Source organism: Hymenobacter sp. BT559, assembly GCF_017571525.1.
Lineage (GTDB): Bacteria > Bacteroidota > Bacteroidia > Cytophagales > Hymenobacteraceae > Hymenobacter > Hymenobacter ginsengisoli.
This window is the reverse complement of the sequence record NZ_JAGETY010000008.1, coordinates 123496-142524: the sequence shown is the minus strand read 5'-3', so window position 1 is coordinate 142524 and position 19029 is coordinate 123496. Positions and strand designations below refer to the sequence as shown.

The 19029-nt window shown below is 60.8% G+C and carries 17 protein-coding genes; 5 read left to right on the top strand and 12 right to left on the bottom strand.

The annotated features are described in order from the left end of the window. Nucleotides 1-92: 92 nt before the first annotated feature. Both J4D99_RS12755 and J4D99_RS12750 read left to right on the top strand, forming a co-directional pair. Nucleotides 93-632 carry a T9SS type A sorting domain-containing protein gene (locus J4D99_RS12755; protein ID WP_208132098.1) on the top strand — a complete coding sequence of 180 codons (540 nt, stop codon included), beginning with the start codon at nt 93-95 and terminating at the stop codon, nt 630-632. Nucleotides 633-836: 204 nt separating this feature from the next. Then, nucleotides 837-3830: a glycosyltransferase family 117 protein gene (locus J4D99_RS12750; protein ID WP_208132097.1), complete on the top strand. Its 2994-nt coding sequence runs from the start codon at nt 837-839 to the stop codon at nt 3828-3830. 76 nt (nt 3831-3906) lie between these two features. On the opposite strand, the gene J4D99_RS12745 is transcribed toward J4D99_RS12750, so the two are convergent. The 6 genes from J4D99_RS12745 to J4D99_RS12720 form a co-directional block, all read right to left on the bottom strand. Beyond that, nucleotides 3907-4617 carry an SGNH/GDSL hydrolase family protein gene (locus tag J4D99_RS12745; protein WP_208132096.1) on the bottom strand — a complete coding sequence of 237 codons (711 nt, stop codon included), beginning with the start codon at nt 4615-4617 and terminating at the stop codon, nt 3907-3909. Nucleotides 4618-4622: 5 nt separating this feature from the next. After that, nucleotides 4623-6254 (bottom strand): 3-(methylthio)propionyl-CoA ligase, encoded by a 1632-nt coding sequence (locus tag J4D99_RS12740; protein WP_208132095.1) that lies wholly within the window; start codon nt 6252-6254, stop codon nt 4623-4625. A 69-nt stretch (nt 6255-6323) separates the two neighbouring features. Beyond that, nucleotides 6324-7019 (bottom strand): hypothetical protein, encoded by a 696-nt coding sequence (locus tag J4D99_RS12735; protein ID WP_208132094.1) that lies wholly within the window; start codon nt 7017-7019, stop codon nt 6324-6326. 202 nt (nt 7020-7221) lie between these two features. Continuing rightward, a complete protein-coding gene (locus J4D99_RS12730; protein ID WP_208132093.1) occupies nt 7222-10371 on the bottom strand; it encodes a serine hydrolase domain-containing protein in 3150 nt (1049 codons plus the stop codon). A gap of 115 nt (nt 10372-10486) precedes the next feature. Then, nucleotides 10487-11212: a Dph6-related ATP pyrophosphatase gene (locus J4D99_RS12725; protein ID WP_213019563.1), complete on the bottom strand. Its 726-nt coding sequence runs from the start codon at nt 11210-11212 to the stop codon at nt 10487-10489. 147 nt (nt 11213-11359) lie between these two features. After that, entirely contained in the window at nt 11360-12313 is a 954-nt protein-coding gene (locus J4D99_RS12720) for a DUF8428 domain-containing protein (protein ID WP_208132092.1), read from the bottom strand. A 125-nt stretch (nt 12314-12438) separates the two neighbouring features. Here J4D99_RS12720 and J4D99_RS12715 point away from each other — a divergent pair, with 125 nt between their 5' ends. Next, on the top strand, nt 12439-13050 hold the full coding sequence (locus J4D99_RS12715) for a methyltransferase domain-containing protein (RefSeq protein ID WP_208132091.1): 612 nt from the start codon (nt 12439-12441) through the stop codon (nt 13048-13050). A 47-nt stretch (nt 13051-13097) separates the two neighbouring features. After that, nucleotides 13098-13958, top strand: coding sequence for a 3-deoxy-8-phosphooctulonate synthase (kdsA, locus tag J4D99_RS12710; RefSeq protein ID WP_208132090.1), 861 nt, complete (start codon nt 13098-13100; stop codon nt 13956-13958). Between the two features lie 9 nt (nt 13959-13967). On the opposite strand, the gene J4D99_RS12705 is transcribed toward kdsA, so the two are convergent. Genes J4D99_RS12705 through apaG form a run of 3 tightly spaced genes read right to left on the bottom strand, consistent with a single transcriptional unit; the run spans nt 13968 to nt 15543 of the window. Then, nucleotides 13968-14306, bottom strand: coding sequence for a hypothetical protein (locus J4D99_RS12705; protein ID WP_208132089.1), 339 nt, complete (start codon nt 14304-14306; stop codon nt 13968-13970). A gap of 56 nt (nt 14307-14362) precedes the next feature. Beyond that, on the bottom strand, nt 14363-15148 hold the full coding sequence (locus tag J4D99_RS12700) for an O-methyltransferase (RefSeq protein ID WP_208132088.1): 786 nt from the start codon (nt 15146-15148) through the stop codon (nt 14363-14365). 8 nt (nt 15149-15156) lie between these two features. Further along, the gene (gene apaG / locus J4D99_RS12695; RefSeq protein WP_208132087.1) at nt 15157-15543 is read right to left on the bottom strand and encodes a Co2+/Mg2+ efflux facilitator ApaG/CorD; all 387 of its coding nucleotides are present in this window, start codon (nt 15541-15543) and stop codon (nt 15157-15159) included. A gap of 124 nt (nt 15544-15667) precedes the next feature. On the opposite strand from apaG, the gene J4D99_RS12690 reads away from it, so the two are divergent. Continuing rightward, a complete protein-coding gene (locus J4D99_RS12690) occupies nt 15668-16330 on the top strand; it encodes a uracil-DNA glycosylase (protein WP_208132086.1) in 663 nt (220 codons plus the stop codon). Between the two features lie 128 nt (nt 16331-16458). Here J4D99_RS12690 and J4D99_RS12685 read toward each other — a convergent pair whose 3' ends face one another. From J4D99_RS12685 to tsaD, 3 genes are all read right to left on the bottom strand, one after another. Next, the gene (locus J4D99_RS12685) at nt 16459-17247 is read right to left on the bottom strand and encodes a C40 family peptidase (RefSeq protein WP_213019562.1); all 789 of its coding nucleotides are present in this window, start codon (nt 17245-17247) and stop codon (nt 16459-16461) included. 48 nt (nt 17248-17295) lie between these two features. Next, a complete protein-coding gene (smpB, locus tag J4D99_RS12680) occupies nt 17296-17751 on the bottom strand; it encodes an SsrA-binding protein SmpB (RefSeq protein WP_208132085.1) in 456 nt (151 codons plus the stop codon). Nucleotides 17752-17829: 78 nt separating this feature from the next. Then, nucleotides 17830-18831 carry a tRNA (adenosine(37)-N6)-threonylcarbamoyltransferase complex transferase subunit TsaD gene (gene tsaD / locus J4D99_RS12675; protein WP_208132084.1) on the bottom strand — a complete coding sequence of 334 codons (1002 nt, stop codon included), beginning with the start codon at nt 18829-18831 and terminating at the stop codon, nt 17830-17832. Nucleotides 18832-19029 lie beyond the last annotated feature (198 nt).

Genomic DNA, 19029 nt, shown 5'->3' with positions numbered 1-19029 from the left:
CGGCACGGTGCTTGTTCATTAGCAACTCACTGGCTAGCCCTTACTTTTGAATCGGCGGCTCGTTTAATCCCACCTCTGTTACCCCTACGCTCATGCGCCTTGCTACTCGTTTGTTGACGCTCTTTTTGGCCGGGCTGGCCTTGCTGCCCGCTGCTGCCACCACCTACGGGGCACACCAAGGGGCTTTTACGGCAGTAGCGGCCACCCCGCCGCTTACTGAAGCCTATGGCATCGAAGCCGGCAGCCTGCTTTGGGCGCTAGGCACCCCAGCCCCTGGCCTGCCGGGCCTCTCGGCTGCGAAACCGGCTACCACCACGGGCTTGTTTACGCCACCTTCCCTGCACGCGGCCCTGGCTAGCATGCCGTCTCAGACGGGCGCTCCACTGCTGAGCGTATTCCCAAACCCTGCCCGCGGCCTGCTCACGGTGCAGCTCACGGCCCAGCACGGCCCCGACTATAAAATGCGCCTCAGCAATGTGCTGGGCCGCGAAGTGCGCCTGCTGCCGCTGCCGCTAGCCACCGCCGCCACTGGCTTGCCCCTCGACGTAACGGGGCTGCCCGCCGGGCTGTATTTCTGCTCGCTGCTGGTAAATGATAAGGCTGTGAGCACCAACCGCCTGACGCTATTGTAAGTATTCTCCGCTATACTTTAAAAGCCGCTTCTACTCAGGAGCGGCTTTTTTTAGTCCCTAGCTGAGCCTCGACGCAACCCTCGCCGGTTGTTGCCTACTTTTGGGGGCTTGTTGCCAAGTGGCAACAGTTTAGCTATACCGGAATTTTCCTCTGGCTGGGCAGTGGCTGCTTTTAGCAGCCGCGGCCGGCTTTTTTTGCCCCGTATGCGTTCTTTTCAACGGTTGAACAACATAGTCGGCTGGGTGGTGTTTGCCATCGCTACCGTCGTCTTCCTGCTCACGCTCGAGCCCACCGCCCCGTTCTGGGACTGCGGCGAGTTTACGGCCTGCGCCTACAAGCTGCTGGTGCCCCACCCCCCGGGGGCGCCTACGTTCCTGATTCTGGGCCGCTTGATGTCACTTTTCAGCTTCGGTGACACTACCAAAGTGCCAGTGCTGGTGAATGCTTTGTCGGCCCTGAGCAGCTCATTTACCGTGCTGTTTCTGTTCTGGATTATCACCCGCATGGGCCGCAAGCTGCTGGTGGCCCGCAACGAGTTTGAAACCGAAACGCCCGAGCCGACCAGCTTCCAAACGCTGCTCATTCTGGGTGCGGGCGTAGTAGGCGCGCTCTCGTTCGCCTTCTCCGACTCGTTCTGGTTCAACGCCGAGGAAAGCGAAGTGTACGCTATGTCGAGCCTCTGCACCGCCGCCGTAGTCTGGATTATGATGAAGTGGGAAGAGCATGCCAGCGACCCCGACTCGGATAAGTGGCTCATCCTCATCGCTTACGTTATCGGCCTCAGCATCGGGGTGCACTTGCTCAACTTGCTGGCCGTGCCGGCCCTGGCATTCATCTACTACTACCGCCGCTCGAAGAATCCCAATATGGTGGGCGGCATTATCACGCTGGTTGTCAGCCTCATTATCGTGGGTTCGGTGCTGGTGGGTATTATTCCCGGCCTGCCGACCCTAGCGGGCTGGTTTGAGGTGTTCTTCGTTAATAACCTGGGCCTGCCGTTCGACTCGGGCCTGATTATCTTCCTGCTGCTGTTTGTCGGCCTGATTTGGTTTGGCTTCCGCCTCTCGTACCAGCGCCGCAGCCAGCTCCTGAACACGGCTATGCTGTGCTTCACGTTCATCCTCATCGGGTACTCGACCTACCTGATTGTGCCCATCCGCTCGTCGTTTCACCCCACCATCAACGAAAACGACCCCGAGGATGTACTGAGCTTCGTGAGCTACCTCAAGCGTGAGCAGTACGGCTCGCGTCCGCTGCTCTACGGCCCGCAGTTCAACGCCCAGCCCGACCACTACGAGGAAGGCGCCCCGCGCTACAAGCGCGAAAATGGTAAGTACGTCGAGATTCTGCCCCGCGCCCAGGAGCCCGGCTACGCCGACGCCGATAAGATGCTGCTGCCGCGCCTCTACAGCTACGACCCCAACCACATTCAGGAGTATAAGAAGTGGGTGCCCGACTTGCAGGAAGGGGTGAAGCCCACGATGGGCCAGAACCTGGGCTTCCTGTTCCGCTACCAGATTGGGCACATGTTCTGGCGCTACTTCTTCTGGAACTACGTGGGGCGCGAGTCCGACATTCAGCAGTCGGGCACGCTCACGCCCTTCAGCCCGGCCGCCTCGGCCCTACCCGACCGCATCGGCAAGAGCTTTGCGCACAATAACTTCTACGCGATTCCGCTCATTCTGGGCCTCATTGGCTTGTTTGTGCAGATTCGCCGGCGCGGGCACGACGCCCTGATTGTGGGTCTGCTGTTCCTGTTCACCGGTATTGCCATTGTGGTGTACCTGAACCAGCCGCCCATCGAGCCGCGCGAGCGCGACTACACGTTCTGCGGCGCCACGTTTGCCTACGCCATCTGGATTGGACTTGGGGTCATTGGCCTGGGCCAGCTGCTAGCCGCCGCACTTAAGGCGGAAAATGCCCGCGCCAGCGTGGCCATTCTGCTAGGGCTTATTTCGCCCACCATCCTGCTCGCCCAGGGCTGGAACGACCACAACCGCTCGGGCCGCTACAACTCGGTCGACTCGGCCAAGAACCTGCTCAACTCGTGCGCCCCGAACGCCATCCTGTTCACCAACGGCGATAACGATACCTTCCCGCTCTGGTACGCCCAGGAGGTGGAAGGCTTCCGCACCGATGTGCGCGTGGCGGTGCTTTCGTACCTGAACACCGACTGGTACATCCAGCAGATGAAGCGCCGGGCCTATAAGTCGGAGGGCTTGCCCATCGCGATGAGCGACGCGACCTACGTGCAAGGCAACAACGACATGCTGCCCTTCTCGCCCAATCCGGCCGTAGATAGCCTTGACCTCAAGCAGTTTATCAGCCTGGTAGGCCAGGGCAGCCCCCTGCTCAAGTACACCGAGGGCAACTACTCCACGATGACCTTCCCCACGCCCAAGTTCTTCCTGAACGTGGATACGGCGGCCGTGAAAGCGCTGGGCATCATCCCGAAAGACCGTCAGAACCAACTGGTCAGCCACATGGAATGGAGCATGGGCAAGCGTGCCATCGAGAAGAAAAACCTGGTGATTCTGGACATGATTGCGACCAACAACTGGAAGCGCCCCATCTACTTCAGCTCCACGGTGGCCCCTAGCGACTACATGAACCTGCAGCCGTATTTCCAGCTCGAAGGCATGGCCTACCGCCTGCTGCCGCTGCGCGACCCGAACTACGACCGGCGCGGCGACGAAGGCTACGTGGAGAAATCCATCTGCTACGATGAGCTGATGCACAAATTCAGCTACCGCGGCCTGAACAACGCCAACGTATTCTACGACGAGAACAACCTGCGTTTCCCGGCCAACTACCGCGACAAGTTTGCCCGCCTCGCCAATGCCTACGCCGCCAGCGGCGACCTGGCCAAAGCCAAGGAAGTAGCCGACAAGTGTCTCGACGTGATGCCCGACGCGGCCGTGCCGTTCGACTTCTACACCCCGCAGCTGGTGCCGGTGCTCTACGCCGTGGGCGAAAAGGACCGCGCCAACGCCATCCTGGACAAGCTCACCACGCGCAGCATCAACACCCTGAGCTACTACCAGACCCACGACGGCGCCCTCTTCGACGATGCCCAGCGCGCCTACCTGCTCACGCTGCAGAGCGTGTACCAGGCCGCCGCGCAGGTCAAAGACGAGGCCCGGGCCAAGAAGGCCTATGAAGTGCTAGCCCCCTACTTGCAGCAGCAAGGCCAGTAAGCCAGCCTAGTATTACGACAACGCCCCGCCGACACTGTGTCGGCGGGGCGTTGTGCTTTCTGGCAGGTTCTACTCGCTAAAATTTAGGTGCTTTATGCCGCAGTGCAGTAGCCACGGCCTGCTCCAGCAGCGGCTCCATCACCCGGTAGCCAGCCAACGTAGGGTGTACTTCGTCTTTGGCGAGCGCCGGGGGCAGGCCCTGCCGGCTGTCGGCCATTGCCGCATGGTAGTCGAGGTAGGTGCACTTGCGCTCGGCGGCATAGGCTTGCAGCTGCTGGTTGAGGGCCACTATTTTGGGAGCCGGCGCTAGCCCCTTGCGCCACGGAAAGTCATAGGCCGGCAGCACCGAGCACAGCACCACCCGAATGCCGTGCGCCTGCGCCAGCTCGGTCATCGACTTGATATTGTTGAGCGTGGCAGCCGGGTCGTAGGGTCCGGTATTTTGGGCAATGTCATTGATGCCCGCCAGCATAACTACCACGGCCGGGTGCAAATCGAGCACATCCTGCCGGAAGCGCACTAGCATCTGGGGCGACGTTTGCCCGCTGATGCCGCGCCCCACGAGCTCGTAGCGGCTGCCGGCAAAAAACGCCGAGTCGGCTTTCGGCCAGCTATCGGTTATCGAATTGCCTAGCAGCACTACGCGCGGCCGGCTCGCCTGCGGGGCAGGCATGGCACGGTTGGCAGCGGCGTAGCGCAGCAGGCCATCGCGGTCGGCGGGGGCCTGCGCCGTGGCCGTCAGTGCCCCAGCGCTGCAAGCCAGCAGGGCTAGCAAAAACTTCTTCATGCGTATCATTTTTTTAACTCGTAGCCCGCAAAGTCTTTGCGGAGCTGCGTCTTAAGCAATTTGCCAGTGGCCGTGTGAGGTAGGCTATCCACAAATTCAACGGCATCGGGGCGCCACCAGGGCGCGATTTTGCCATCGAGAAAGGCCAGCAGCTCTTCGGCGCTGAGGTCGTGGCCGGGCTTGCGCACGGCTATCAAAAGCGGGCGCTCGCTCCACTTGGGGTGCGGCACACCAATAACGGCCGCCTCGGAGATGCTGGGATGGGCCACGGCCAGGTTTTCGAGGTCGATGCTCGAAATCCACTCGCCACCCGATTTTATCACATCCTTCGAGCGGTCGGTAATGTTCATGAAGCCATCGGGGTCGATGGTAGCCACGTCGCCAGTGCGAAACCAGCCATCGGCCGTGAGCTGGCCGGGGCTAGCCCCCTTAAAATAGTCGCTCACCACAAACGGCCCGCGCACCAGCAGGTCGCCGAAGGCCACGCCATCGTGCGGCAAGGGCTGGCCTTCGCCATCCACAATTTCCATGTCGATGCCAAAAATGGCACGGCCCTGCTTGATTTTCAAGAAGAACTGTGCCTCTTCGGGTAGCTCCAGCTGGCTGGCCTTGAGGGTGCTCACGGTGCCAAGCGGCGAGGTTTCGCTCATGCCCCAGGCGTGGCGAATTTCGACCCCTAGCTCTTCGCCAAAGGCACGCAGCAGGGCCGGTGGGCACGAGGCGCCACCCACTATCATTTTGCGCAGTGTGGAGAATTGGCGGTGGCCCTCGCGCATATAGGTCAGGAGCCCAAACCAGATGGTGGGCACGCCGGCCGAAAACGTAACCTTTTCACTTTCAAATAGCTCGTAGAGGCTGGCCGCATCGAGCGCCGGGCCGGGCAGCACCAGCTTGCAGCCGTTGAGCGGGGCCATGTAGGGCACGCCCCAGGCATTGACGTGAAACATGGGCACGACGGGCAAAATCACGTCGCGGGCGCCGCAGTTGAAGCAGTCGGGCAGCGAGGCGGCGTAGCTATGCAGCAGCGTGGAGCGGTGCGAGTAAAGCACTCCCTTGGGCTCGTCGGTGGTGCCCGAGGTGTAGCAGAGCGAGGAGGCCGTGTTTTCATCAAACACCGGCCACTCAAACTCGGCGCTTTCGGCGGCCAGCAGGCTTTCGTAGCTGGCTAGGCCCGGTAGGGCCAACTCGGCCGGCAGGTGCTCGTCGCCCGCCAGCAGTATCCATTTCTCGACCGTGGGGCAGTGCGGCGCCAGCTTGGTAACCAGGGGCAAAAAGGTAAGGTCGAAGAACAGCAGCCGGTCCTGGGCGTGGTTGATGATATACACCAACTGCTCGAAAAACAGCCTTGGGTTGATGGTATGGCACACCGCCGCGATGCCCGAAATACCATAGTACAGCTCCAGGTGCCGGTGCGTGTTCCAGGCCAGCGTGCCCACGCGGTCACCATTTTGGACGCCCAGTCGGGTAAGGGCATTGGCCAGCTGCTTGGCCCGGCCGTGGGCCTCGGCGTAGGTGTAGCGGTGCAGCGGGCCACCCTCGGGCAGGCGCGACACGATTTCGGTGGTGCCGTGCCACTTGGCCGCGTGTTCGATAAGCCCCGCAATGCGCAGGGGCTGGTGCATCATGAGTCCGAGCATATTCGGGGCAGGGTGGGAAACCTAGAAGATTAAAGGCTGAAAGCACAAGATACGCGCCCATTTCGACGTCTAACGTAACCGATACCACAAACCTGTCCCTAGTTCTTCATAGCCTACCACTCCTACTCCCTTAGCATACCAAATCTGGCTAATAATTCGCTGGCGTGGAGCCGGATATACTACATAAGCCCGCTTGATTCTTAAGGTTGGCCCATAGGAAATACCTCCCAAGGTGATTGAGGGAAGTAATTCAACATTTCCGCTAACCGACAGTGGCTGGTTTGTAGTTACAGCTTGCAACTGGGGATTACCAATAAACCAATGGTCCCAGCCAACTTCTGAAAGCAATATTGTAGTCGAGGGGTCGGCTCTAGGCATGTATTTCTGCAGGTCTAAGAAGGTGTCAACTGCCCGGGCTGAATCGCGCGGGTTGGCAAAGCCAACTGGAGTATAAATTACTGAGTCGGTGCGGTACCCTTTAACCGTGATATGCTGATACCTCGGCAGTTTCCCCTGAACGGGTGTTATCCAAACCGATTGATACTGCTCTTCCAATCGGTCATCGACCTCGACAATAAGATAAGTACGCACCTGCGAACTGCCTGCGCGGCTAAAGCGTAGTTGCTGCCCTTGCTGGTAGCCTTGCCAGGCCTTTTCTTCAGCCGTAAGCTGATAGACCGGCCCCGGCATATTGGACTTGTCACAGCTTGTGAAAACCAAGCTGTAAGCTGCGCTTACTGCGCTCAGGAGAAGAATTTTGCGCATGGTGGGAGCCTACTATTGTCGGCACTTCCGAAAAATACTCGCTTATCACGGTAAAAGCTTTTTTGATAGACAAGCTGTTAAAGTCTGTTTCTGCGTTCAAAAAAGTTGCTGTACTGTAGTATCAGCCATGCCTTTTAATTTGGCTTGCTGCATAAACCTGCTGTCGTAAAGTCCCAAACGCTAAACATTATTTCTACAAACTCTACCGTATCGCTTCAATCGCCACCTGCTGAATCTGCGTCCGCACGTTGAGCTCACTCAGCTTATTGTTGCGCCGCGAAGGGTTGAGGCGATTGGTGAGCACCACGACTACCAGCTCCTGCTCCGGGTCGACCCAGAAATAAGTACCCGTGAAGCCCGAGTGCCCAAAGCTGCTTGCCGAGGCCCCGGGTGCGGTGTTGCCGACCGGGGGGCTAGCGGGCCGGTCGAAGGCCAGCGCACGGCGGTTGCCGGCAAACTGCGGGCGCGTCCAATCGGCCAGGATGTCTTTGCTGAATAGCTGCTGGCCGCCGTAGCGCCCGCCCCAGGCGTAGGCCTGCGCTAGCTGGGCCACATCATTAGCCGAGCCAAACAGGCCCGCATGGCCCGAAATGCCCCCTAGCAGGGCCGCCCCCTCGTCGTCGACGTAGCCGTGCAACAACTGGCGCCGAAACAGCGAGTCGTACTCAGTGGGCGCAATGCGGCTGAGCGGTGCGTGGTGCAAGGGCTGAAAGTGCAGCCCCGACCCTAGCGGCCGATACACCTGCTTCGCCAAAAACTGCTCGAACGGCTGCCCTGTGCGGCGCTGCACCAACTCGGGGTATAGGTAAAATGACAAGTCGGAGTACACGTAGCCGGGCTTGGCGTTGAGCAGCGCGGCCCCAATGCGCTCGTAGAGGTAGGCTGGCAGCTTCTTGCGCCCCCACAGCCCGCGCGCCACCGGCAGCGGAAAGCGCGCCGACGAGTCTGCCCGAAACCAGCGGCGGCGCAACGTGCCGTCGGCCTTGGCAAAATCTTTCCAAAACGGAATCCAGGCGGGCAGGCCGGCTTGGTGGGTGAGCACATCGCGCATCTTCAAGCCGGCCTTATTCGTCTTGCGCAGGAAGGGAAAGAACTGCCCTAGCGTGCTGTCGGGGCTGAATTTACCTTGCTCTTGCAGCTTTAACAGGGCCGGCGTCGCGGCCAGCACCTTCGTGAGCGAAGCCAGGTCGTACACGTCAGTGTTCTGAACCGGGCGCGCCGCCAGCGCCTTGTTACTGGCTGGCAGCTGGCCGGGCTGGCTAGCTGTGGCGCTGGTCGGCTCGCTGCCAAAGTTGCCGGCCGCCGAGGCTACGCTGGCGCTAGGTCCCGCCAACACGGGCACAGGTTCGCTGCCCGTTTGGGCTTGGTAGCCGTAGCTTTTGCGCAGCACCACCACCCCGCGCCGGGCAATAAGTACCTGCCCGCCCGGCGTGGCACCCGCCGCCAGCGCCTGGGCCATGATGCTATCCACGCGCGCTTCCAGGCGGGGGCTCATGCCAGCATCTTCGGGGTGGGCGTAAGCTAGCCGCAGGCCGGGCCGGGTGCTGAGGCCGAAGCCGGCGGGCAGATTACTGGCCACCGACACCGGCAGCTTGCCTCGCGCCCCGATGCCGCCAAAAATGAGCTGCGCGGCCAAGGTCTGGGCGTCGGCGCTTTCCTGGTAGGCCATCACCACCGCGCTGGCCCGGTCGAAGTCGCGCACCTTGGCTGCCGCGTAGGCCGAGCCGAAGATGCTGAGAATGACGCGCTGGCCGGGCTTGGTGAGCTCGCGCAGCAGCAGCTGACTCTCGGGCGCAATGCCGAAGCTCGTGGCGGGCAGGCGCCCTAGCCCTTGCAGCGCCACCAGCACCATATCATACCCAAAGAGCTTGGCTCGCATGTCTTCCAGCTCATCCATAGTAGGCGTGGTGGGCAGATGAAAGTGCGCGACCTGGGCGTCGTAGCTGGCCACGGCCTGTTGAAAATCGGTAGTATCGCTAGGGTTGCCGCCGAGCACGAGCGTGGCTAGCCGCAGGGTATCGAGGCGCTGCAGGGGCAGCATATTGCCCTGGTTGCGCAGCAGCGTGATGCTGTGCTCGCTGAGGCGGTGGCTGAGGTAGCGGGCGTGAGCGGGGTTGAGGTCGGCCACGATATTTTGCTCGCGCACCGGCTGGGCTTTGCGCAGGCCGGCCCACTGCTTGAGGGCTAGCACGCGGCGGCAGCTCTCGTCGATGCGCGCCTGCGAGATGCGGCCGCTATCTACGGCCGCCAGCACGGTGGTGAGGGCTATCGGCACGTTTTTGCTAAACTCCAGAATATCGTTGCCAGCCAGGATGGCGCGCACCTCGGCCTCGCCGGTGGGCGTCACTTTCATCACGCCCGCCATGTTCATGGCATCGGTAAAGACCACGCCTTTAAAGCCGAGCTGCTGGCGCAGCAGGCCGGTCACGGTGGGCTTCGAAAGCGTACTAGGGCCGCGGGCTGTGTCGAGGGCCGGCACGTCGAGGTGGGCCACCATCATGCCGCCGATGCCATTGGCAATCATGCTTTTGAAAGGCGGCAGCTCGAGCGAGTCGAGCCGGCCGCGGTCTACACGCACCAGCGGCAGGGCCAGGTGCGAGTCGGCATCGACGTCGCCGTGGCCGGGAAAGTGCTTGGCTACGGCCAGCACGCCCGCATCCTGCATCCCCTTCATATACAAGCGGCTGAGGCGCGACACGGCCGCCGGGTTTTCGCCCCACGAGCGGAAACCGATAACCGGGTTGGCGGGGTTGTTATTGACATCAACCACCGGCGCGAAGTTGACCTGCATACCCAGGCGCTTGAACTGCCGCGCCACCTCGCGGCCCATGTCGTAGATGAGGGCCGAATCGGCGGTGGGCACCGCGCCCAGGCTCATCTGGTACGGGAAGCGCAGGATGCTGTCGAGGCGCATGCCGGCACCCCATTCGCCATCCATGGCCACGAGCAGCGGCACTTTGCTTTCGCGCTGAAAACGGTTGAGCAGCCGAGCCTGTCGCACCGGCCCGCCCTGGAAAAATATCAGCCCGCCGATACCGTAGTTCTTTATCAGCGTGGAGATAGAGTCCTGGTAAATGGCGGGACGATTGGAGTAAGCGGCCACCATAAACAGCTGCGCCACCCGCTGCCGGGGCGTGAGCGTGCGCATCAGGCTATCGACCCACGACGAGTGCATATACCGCAAAAAGCCAGGCACTTGGCCGCTGGCTACGGTCTTCTTGGGCGGAGCTACTTTTTTGGGGCTGGTGGCGGCCCGCTTGGCAAGGGGCCGGGCGGCGGGGCGGCGCTGGGCAGGGGCTAGCAGCGGGCCAGCCAGCAGCAGTAAAAACAGGAAATATTTTTTAGCAGACAAGCGAGGGCGGGGCAAAATGACGAGCCGCAAAAGTCGGCCGGAATTTATTATTCCGCGCCCCGGGCTCTGCGCAAGTTTCCCGGCCAAGGCAAGCACTGCAAGCACGCCGCCCGTGCTAGGCCGGCAGCAGGTCGCAGTACCAGAAGCCGGCGGCAAAGGGGCCGTCGGCAGCGGAGGCGGGGTTAGCGGCAGCGCCGGCCGCGGGCGCATAGGTGCGGCGCACAAGCTCGCCCTTGGCAAAGGCAATGGGCGCACTGAAATACGGGGCGTCGAAGACGAAGCTGTGGTACTCGCCGTTCTCACCGCAGGGGTCTACGCCGGGCGGCAGGTCGCGCACAAAATCCTCATCCAACAGACGCCCGCAAAAGCTGGCGTCGAGGTAGCGGTCGTTCACGCACACCACAATGGCTTGAAAGCCCAGCGCCCAAAAATCGCGCAGTATCTGCAGGCTAGCCCGCCGCCACAGCGGAAACTCGCCCCGCAGCCCGGCCCGCGCCAGCTGCGCCTCGCGGTAAGCGCGTAGGTCTTCCAAAAAAATATCACCGTACACGGCCGTCGTTACGCCCGCCTCGCGCAGCGTGGCCAGGCTAGCGAGCAGCGCCTGGTCGTATTCGGCCATGCCGGGCATTTCGGGCAGCCGTATTTGCGTGAGTGGCAGGCCGATGCGGCTGGCCTGGGCTTCGAGCAGCGCCACCCGCACGCCATGCATCGACACCCGCTCGTAGTGCGCATTCACACTCGTAAGCAAGTGCGCCACGCGGTAGCGCGGGTCGTGCAGGGCGTAGTGCAGGGCCAGCGCTGAGTCTTTGCCGCCGCTCCAGCTCACCAAAGCATCTGTCATCGTAGTCATAAATCACTAAAAAAGCGGCCTGCCACCACCAGGCGACAGGCCGTTATCACAGTTGCGTAGTCAGCCCGCTTCAGCCGGCGTAACTGCAAAATTTATTCAATCCGTTTGAAACGAAGTTCAGCGAAGCTAATCTGCGGTCTATTTTAGGGTAAACGTCGTTTTACCCATCAAGGCGCCGCCTTCGTACAGCTCCACGGTGTGCTGGCCGATTTTATAGTCGCCGCCCTTGGCATACACGAAGTTCAGGGCCTGCCGGGTGTTGTCAAACACCACATCCTGCTTCATAGTATAGAAAGCCTCCTGGCCATCTACGGTGAAGGTGCCGCCGCCCGTGCTCAGGTTGTAGAGCGCGGCGCCGTCGGGCTCCAGAATGCGCATGTAGATGGTCTTCGTATCCTTGGGCGTCACGTCGTTGCGGCTCAGGTTAAAGGCTACCTTCACGCGGTCCACCTTGCGGGCCTTAAATTCTTCCTTGTCGTCATCCGTTTCCTTATCCTTCTTATTGAGGATACTTACGTGGATATTATCGGCTTGAATGCGAGAAGCCACCGTTACTTTATCGCTCAGGTCGCGGTTGGTTTTGGCGATGGTGCTGATGGTATCGGTCAGCTTGTTCTGACGCTCTTTCAGCGTGGCAGTTTCGGTGTACAGCGTCTCGTTCGACTTCTTGAGGTCAGCAATCTGGTCGTCTTTCTTCTTCAACTGGCTTTCGAGGTTGAGGGCGCGCTGCTTGAAGCGCTGCTGCTCGACCAGTGAAAAGGAGCCCGCCTTAAATGAGCGCAGCTTCAGCAGGTCGGCGTTGATGCTGGCGATGCGTGCCTGCAGCGAGTCGTTGTTGAGGCCTAGCTTTTGCAGGTCTTGGCTCTGGCGCTCGTAGCTGGCCTTCAGGTCTTCGTATTCTTTGATTTGAGCTTGCAGCTTGGTGTCTTTGGCTTGCACCTGGGTGGTTAGCTGCTCGTTTTCGTTCTTTTTCTGCGAATTCAGGTAAAACAAGACCCCGTTGATACCTAGCAGCACGAGGACGAGCGCCACCCAGAGGAGGACGCGGCTGTTGTTCTGGCGGGGTTCGGGATATTCCTGTTGAGGCTCCATAGAAGGGGGCGGGGGGATGAAAGTGGCAGAAAAAGGTGGGTGGGCCGGGCCATTCCCTACCTTTGTGGCGGGTAAAAATAGGCGAAATTTCCAGTTGGCTCCGGCCTGCGTTATACTTGGCTCTCATGCAAACGGTTTCTTCGGCCTTCGATGCGGCCTATTGGCAGGCGCGCTACGCCACCCCCGGCCGCGCCGGCTGGGACGCCGGCCGCACCACGCCGCCGCTCCGCGCCTACTTCGACCAACTGCCTGTGGCTCAGCAGCCGCGCATCCTCATTCCGGGGGCGGGCCGCGCCTACGAAGCCGAGTACCTGCATCAGTTAGGCTTCAGACATGTAGTGGTAGCCGACCTGGCCCCCGAGCCCCTAGCCGAGCTTGCTGCCCGCGTGCCTGATTTTCCGAAAGAAAACCTCTGGCTCGCCGATTTTTTCGCGCTAGCCCCCGCCGAGCCGTTCGATTTGCTCATCGAGCAAACCTTCTTTTGTGCCATAGCCCCTGGCCAGCGGCCGGCCTATGCCCAGCAGTGCGCTGCGCTGCTGCGGCCGGGCGGCAAGCTGGTGGGCTTGCTCTTCGATACCGAATTTGCCGGGGCTAGCGAGCCGCCGTTCGGCGGCAGCCGCGAAGAATACCGCGCCTACTTTGCGCCGTATTTCAACTTCCTTCACTTCGACACAGCCTATAATTCGCTCAAGGCGCGCGCCGGCCGCGAGCTGTTTATTTGCCTGCAAAAGCCGTAGCCCGCTTGGCTCGGCAGCCTTATACCACTGACTTACAGCACCTTCTCATGCTCACCTCCCTCGCTCAGGCCCTCCCCCACTTCCGTAATACCAATTCTGGTCAGTTTTTCCTGATGGCCGGGCCCTGCGTTATCGAGGGCGAGGATATGGCCCTGCGCATTGCCGAGCGCGTGAAGCACATCACCGATAAGCTCCAGATTCCCTACATTTTTAAGGGCTCGTACCGCAAGGCCAACCGCTCGCGCCTCGACTCCTTTACCGGTATCGGCGACGAAACGGCGCTGCGCATCTTGCAGAAAGTGGGGCGCGAAATCGGCGTGCCGACCGTCACCGACATCCACGAATCGGACGAGGCTGCCTTTGCGGCTGAGTATGTCGATGTGCTGCAGATTCCGGCCTTCCTCTGCCGTCAAACCGAGCTGCTGGTGGCCGCCGCCAAAACCGGCAAGGTGGTCAATATCAAGAAAGGCCAGTTCCTGAACGGGGAGGCCATGCGCTGGGCCATGGACAAGGTACAGGGCGCCGGCAACCCCCACGTCATCCTCACCGACCGCGGCAACTCGTTCGGCTACAGCGACCTGGTAGTTGATTTTCGCAACCTGCCCACCATGCGCAGCTTCGGCGTGCCCGTGGTCATGGATGTGACGCACTCCTTGCAGCAGCCCAACCAGGCTAGCGGCGTCACGGGCGGCCAGCCGGCTCTCATCGAAACCATCGCCAAGGCAGCTATTGCGGTGGGCGCCGATGGCCTATTTATCGAGACGCACCCCACGCCCGCCACTGCCCTATCGGACGGCGCCAACATGCTGCAGCTCGACAAGCTGGAGGGCTTGCTACAGCGCCTCACCCGCGTGCGCGAGGCCGTGCGGCCCAGCGGCGACATCGACCCGCAGGGGCTGGACGCGTAGGTTAACGGCCTACTTCAGCTTTTCTCGCAACAAATCGAAGAGCTGGTCGAAGCGCTGGTCAACGGCCTCAAACCGTTCATTAATTTCCTGTTTCAGGCTTGCCTGACCGTCTGCTAGCTTCGCCTGACCTTCTTCCAGCTTCGCCTGACCGTCTGCTAGCTTAGTTGTCTTTTCAAGTAAAAACGAGATATTATCGCTTTGCGAAGAAATAGAAGTCGTGACAACCAGCGTCAGCTGGCGTACTTGGGCTGAAACGCGTTCAACTTTGGCGGCAGTTTCATCTAGCCTAGCCAGCATTTCGCTGATTACGGGTTCTAACTGGTCGAGGCGCTGGTCGGCGGTGGGCATGAGCGAAGCAACTATGAGAGCACTATAAACGAAGTTACGACTAACTGACACCAGCCTCAATACCGCAGCCAGAAATCCTGCTGGGGCTGCTTTTTGCGAAAAAATACCAGCCCGACGTAGAATAAGTCGACAGTCACCGTCACGCTAGGGTGCGCCTTAATGGCGGCCCAGGCACGCTCCATCTCGGCCGACCAGTGGATATCGTCGAGCACGAACACGCTGTTTTCGTGCGCTTTAGCCAGGCATTGCTCAAAGTAGCGCAGCGTGGGCTCGTAGCGGTGGTTGCCGTCGAAGAATACGAAGTCGAGCGGCTGGGGCAGGCTAGCCAGCGTGGCGGGCAGCGTGTGGTCGAGGTTGCCTTCTACCAGACGCACATTCTTGATAGCCAGCTCTTCAAACGTTTGGCGGGCTACGGCGGCCGTGTTGGGGCAGCCCTCGAAGGTGACAAGCTGCTGGCGCGACTTGGCTAGGGCCAGGTAAGCCGTGGTAAGGCCCAGCGAGGTGCCCAGCTCCAGGGTAGTAGCGGGCTGAAAATGATTGACCAGCCGAAACAGCAGCTGCGCTAGGCGCGGGGCTTTGGCCGCGTGGCGGGCAATGTCGCGCACCGAGCGCCGACGACCACCCGCACCCGCCACCTGCGAGCCGGCCCCGAAATCGGTGACCTCGATTACCTGGTCGCTGGCGAGCAGCTCCTGGCGGCGCTTTTCGATGCGGGCGTAGGCGCCGAACTGGCCCGTGTGGCGGATAACGGTAGTGTAAAGGCCAAACACGAATGGCGAATGCAGCCCGTGCGCGTTGCCCGAGCGCAGCCAGTAGCGGAGGTAGGCGAATAGTTGAAACAAGCTGATAATCAGTTCATCCGGAACGGCACAATCAGCGTAAATTCCGGGATATTAACCTGAAAATGCTCGCCGCTGGCCAGGCGCTCCATAAGGTAGGTGCCGCGCATTTTGCCCAGGCCCGACTTGAGATTGCAGCCGCTCACGTACTGGTGAGCCTCGCCGGGCTCAAGCACAGGCTGGCGGCCCACCACGCCTTCGCCCTCTACCTCGCGCAGGCCGGCGCCCACGTCGGAGATATACCAATGGCGGCGCAAGAGCTTGATAGTGAATTCGCTGTCGTTGCGAATATCAATGCGGTAGGCAAACACGAAGTGCTCCTGCGCAGGACTGGAATAATCGGGCAAGTAGTTGGTCGTAACCGTAACGGTTACGCCCTGCGTAGTGGTAGTTGGCATAGCGACGGCCGGCAAAATTACGCTACCGGGGCAACAGTCGCCCCGCAAGTGTAGTAGTGAGCCCTGAACGCCGCGCCGCGCCGATTAGTTGTGCCTCGCTTTCTTCTTTTACATTCCCTTCCTTATGGTCAAAATTGCTGAAAGCTGGCGGCCCGTACTCGCCGACGAGTTTGAGAAGCCCTATTTTCAAAAGCTCACGGCCTGGGTGCGCGGCGAGTATGCCACCACCACGGTATACCCGCTAGGCTCGCAGATTTTTCATGCCTTCGACGCCTGCCCCTTCGACCAGGTGAAGGTTGTCATTTTGGGCCAGGACCCCTACCACGGCAAAAACCAGGCGCACGGCCTCGCCTTCTCCGTGAACGAAGGCGTACGCACACCGCCCTCGCTGCAAAATATTTTCAAGGAGCTGCAAGACGACATTCCGGGCACCCCCGCGCCCGCCAATGGCAACCTCGACCGCTGGGCGCAGCAGGGCGTGCTGCTACTCAATGCCACGCTCACGGTGCGGGCCGCCACGCCCGGCTCGCACCAGAAAAAAGGCTGGGAAGAGTTTACCGACGCCGTTATCCGCAAAGTATCGGAGGGCCGGCCGCACGTGGTATTCATCCTCTGGGGCGCCTACGCCCAGAAGAAGGAAGAGCTCATTGACGCTGGCAAACACTTGGTTTTGAAGGCGGCGCACCCCTCGCCTTATTCCGCCGACCGCGGCTTTTTCGGCTCCAAGCCCTTCAGCCAGACCAATGCGTGGCTGGAAAAGCACGGCGAAGAGCCGATAGTGTGGTAGCCATCCCAAAATAGTTTGTCATTGCGAGCAACGCGAAGCAATCGCACAAAACTCACGTCGGTCCTTCTGCTAGGGTCGTTCTAGTGCGGTTGCTTCGCAGGCTCGCAAGGACAAACGACAAAACGCAATTACAACAACCGCTTAATCAGCCGCAGCTTGTGGCTGTATTTCTGGCGCTCGCGGTTGAAGATGCCGTGGTGGTCGAGCGGGTCGAGGCGCACCTCGCCTGAGGCGTGCAGTATCATCCCGTCATCCTGCACTACCCCCACGTGCACAATGGCACCGTCGGCATTATCGAAAAAAGCCAGGTCGCCGGCTTTGGCCTGGGTCACAAAATCGACGGGCTCGCCGAGGGCAATCTGCTGCTTGGCATCGCGCGGCAGCTGAATGCCGATAAGACCAAACAGCGTCTGCATCAGGCCCGAGCAGTCGATGCCGAACAGGTTTTTGCCGCCCCACACGTAAGGCGCCTGCCTGAACTGCTGGCCCATCTTGCGCAGCAGGGCTAGCTGGCGCTCGGGCTGGCTACTGTGGGCCAGATTGGTAGCCGTGCCATTGTAAAACAGCACGTTATCATCGCCCATTTTCAGGGTCATGCCATCGAAGAACGGCAAACGGCACCCCAGCGTGATGGGCTGGCGCGTGGTGGCGCTCGATACCACCTGCACCACATCGAGCACACGCGGGTGGTCCTGGGCGCACCAGGCCTGGAAGTAGGTATCACTCACCGGGCGGTGCTGCTTGAAGTCAATCCAGCCCAGGTAAGTATCGGCAGCGGTTTCGATGCGCAGCCAGTTGCCTTGGGTTTGCAGCACCGTGTAGCACTCGCCAAATAGCAATTCGGTGACTAGCTCGGCGCGGTCGGTAGGCTCGGCGCGGACGGGAACGGCGCTGAGCGCGCAAATACCGTGGTTCAAAGGTTTACAAAAAAGTAGTTCGGGCTACAAAGAACGCCACGCAACGCCCTAGCGGTAGCGCTCCATCTCACGCTGCTGGTCTTTGGCCTTCAGGTCTTCGCGCTTGTCGAACAGCTTCTTGCCCTGAGCCAGCGCGATTTCGAGCTTGGCAAAGCCGCGGTCGGTGACGAACAGGCGCAGCGGAATGATGGTGAGGCCGGCGTCCATTTTGCCAGCCAGCTGCTTTAGCTCGCGCTTATTGAGCAGCAGCTTGCGGGGGCGCATGGCATCGTGGTTGTTGTAAGTACCTAACGAGTAAGGCGCTATGCGAACGCTGTGCACCCAGAGGTCGCCCTTATGGTCGAAGGTGCAGTAGCCGTCTTGCAGGTTTACCTCTGCGGCGCGCACGCTTTTTATTTCGGTGCCTTGCAGCATCAGGCCCGCGTCGTACTTCGCCAGAAACGTGTATTCGTGGCTGGCGCGGCGGTTCTTGATGTTGATGTTGGCGGGGGTCTTATCTTTCATGGAAGTACTGCTTACGCAGAAGTACGCCGTGAGGCTTCGTTGGCTAGCCCGGTGGCGTCGGCATAAAGGTATCAGGCTCTACGCTAGCTTGAGGCGCGGGTCGGGGCTGGTGAGCTGGCTGGCGAAGTCGCCGGCTTCGTATTGGAAAATGGCCGCCTGGCCCACCATGGCCGCGTTGTCGGTGCAAAACTGGAAGTCGGGGATAAAGAAGTCCCAGCCTTCGGCCTCGGCTAAGGCCTGCACGCCCTGGCGCAGGCCCGAGTTGGCGGCGACGCCGCCGGCTACGGCCACCTGGCGCAGGCCGGTGGCCTGGGCGGCTTTTTTGAGCTGGCGCAGCAGCGTTTGCACGATGGTGTGCTGGATGCTGGCGCAGAGGTCGGCCAGGTTTTCCTGAATGAAGTTGGGGTTGGCGGCGGTTTCCTTTTTCAGGAAATACAGCACCGACGTTTTCAGGCCGCTGAAGGAGAAGTTGTAGCCTTCGAGCGCGCCCATCGGAAACTCGAAGCGGTGCGGGTTGCCGGTTTGGGCCAGCTTGTCGAGACGCGGGCCGCCGGGATACGGTAGGCCCAGCAGCTTGGCCGTTTTGTCGAAGGCCTCACCGGCCGCGTCGTCGATGGTCTGCCCCAATATTTCCATATCCAAGGCCGAGCGCACCACTACCAGCTGCGTGTGACCGCCGCTCACGGTGAGGCACAAAAACGGAAACGCCGGCTTGGGGTCTTTAATAAAGTGCGCCAGAATGTGGGCCCGCATGTGGTTGACGGCCAGCAGCGGCTTGCCCAGTGCCAGCGCCAGGCTCTTGGCAAAGAGGTTGCCCACCAATAAGGACCCTAGCAGGCCGGGGCCCTGGGTCACGGCCACGGCGTCGAGGTCGTCTTTGGTAAGGCCGGCCTGGCGCAGTGCCGCCGTGACTACCGGCAGCAAATGCTGCTGGTGTGCCCGCGAGGCCAGTTCGGGCACCACACCGCCGTATTGCTCGTGCACGGCCTGGCCGGCCACCACGTTGCTGAGCAGCTGGCCGTTTTGAAACACCGCCGCGCCGGTATCGTCGCAGCTCGACTCGATGGCTAGTAGGTTCATTATTCTTTTAACTAATAAGTAATTACAAAACTCGTTTGTCCTTGCGAGCGCAGCGCGGCAATCTTTCCTTCACGCTAGGGGTGCTAAACTTAGTGAAGCCAACTACCAGGAAAGATTGCCGCGCTGCGCTCGCAAGGACAGGTGCTCGCTGTGTTTCTGCGTGCGGCGAAACCGCAAAGTTCGGGCGAACCTGGGCTA

Bases quoted from the DNA above. Each gene is read 5' to 3' on its own strand.
- J4D99_RS12745 (WP_208132096.1), bottom strand. From the start codon at position 4,617: ATGAAGAAGTTTTTGCTAGCCCTGCTGGCTTGCAGCGCTGGGGCACTG.
- J4D99_RS12750 (WP_208132097.1), top strand. From the start codon at position 837: ATGCGTTCTTTTCAACGGTTGAACAACATAGTCGGCTGGGTGGTGTTT.
- kdsA (WP_208132090.1), top strand. From the start codon at position 13,098: ATGCTCACCTCCCTCGCTCAGGCCCTCCCCCACTTCCGTAATACCAAT.
- tsaD (WP_208132084.1), bottom strand. From the start codon at position 18,831: ATGAACCTACTAGCCATCGAGTCGAGCTGCGACGATACCGGCGCGGCG.
- J4D99_RS12755 (WP_208132098.1), top strand. From the start codon at position 93: ATGCGCCTTGCTACTCGTTTGTTGACGCTCTTTTTGGCCGGGCTGGCC.
- J4D99_RS12740 (WP_208132095.1), bottom strand. From the start codon at position 6,254: ATGCTCGGACTCATGATGCACCAGCCCCTGCGCATTGCGGGGCTTATC.
- J4D99_RS12720 (WP_208132092.1), bottom strand. From the start codon at position 12,313: ATGGAGCCTCAACAGGAATATCCCGAACCCCGCCAGAACAACAGCCGC.
- apaG (WP_208132087.1), bottom strand. From the start codon at position 15,543: ATGCCAACTACCACTACGCAGGGCGTAACCGTTACGGTTACGACCAAC.
- J4D99_RS12715 (WP_208132091.1), top strand. From the start codon at position 12,439: ATGCAAACGGTTTCTTCGGCCTTCGATGCGGCCTATTGGCAGGCGCGC.
- J4D99_RS12690 (WP_208132086.1), top strand. From the start codon at position 15,668: ATGGTCAAAATTGCTGAAAGCTGGCGGCCCGTACTCGCCGACGAGTTT.
- J4D99_RS12725 (WP_213019563.1), bottom strand. From the start codon at position 11,212: ATGACAGATGCTTTGGTGAGCTGGAGCGGCGGCAAAGACTCAGCGCTG.
- J4D99_RS12735 (WP_208132094.1), bottom strand. From the start codon at position 7,019: ATGCGCAAAATTCTTCTCCTGAGCGCAGTAAGCGCAGCTTACAGCTTG.
- smpB (WP_208132085.1), bottom strand. From the start codon at position 17,751: ATGAAAGATAAGACCCCCGCCAACATCAACATCAAGAACCGCCGCGCC.
- J4D99_RS12705 (WP_208132089.1), bottom strand. From the start codon at position 14,306: ATGCCCACCGCCGACCAGCGCCTCGACCAGTTAGAACCCGTAATCAGC.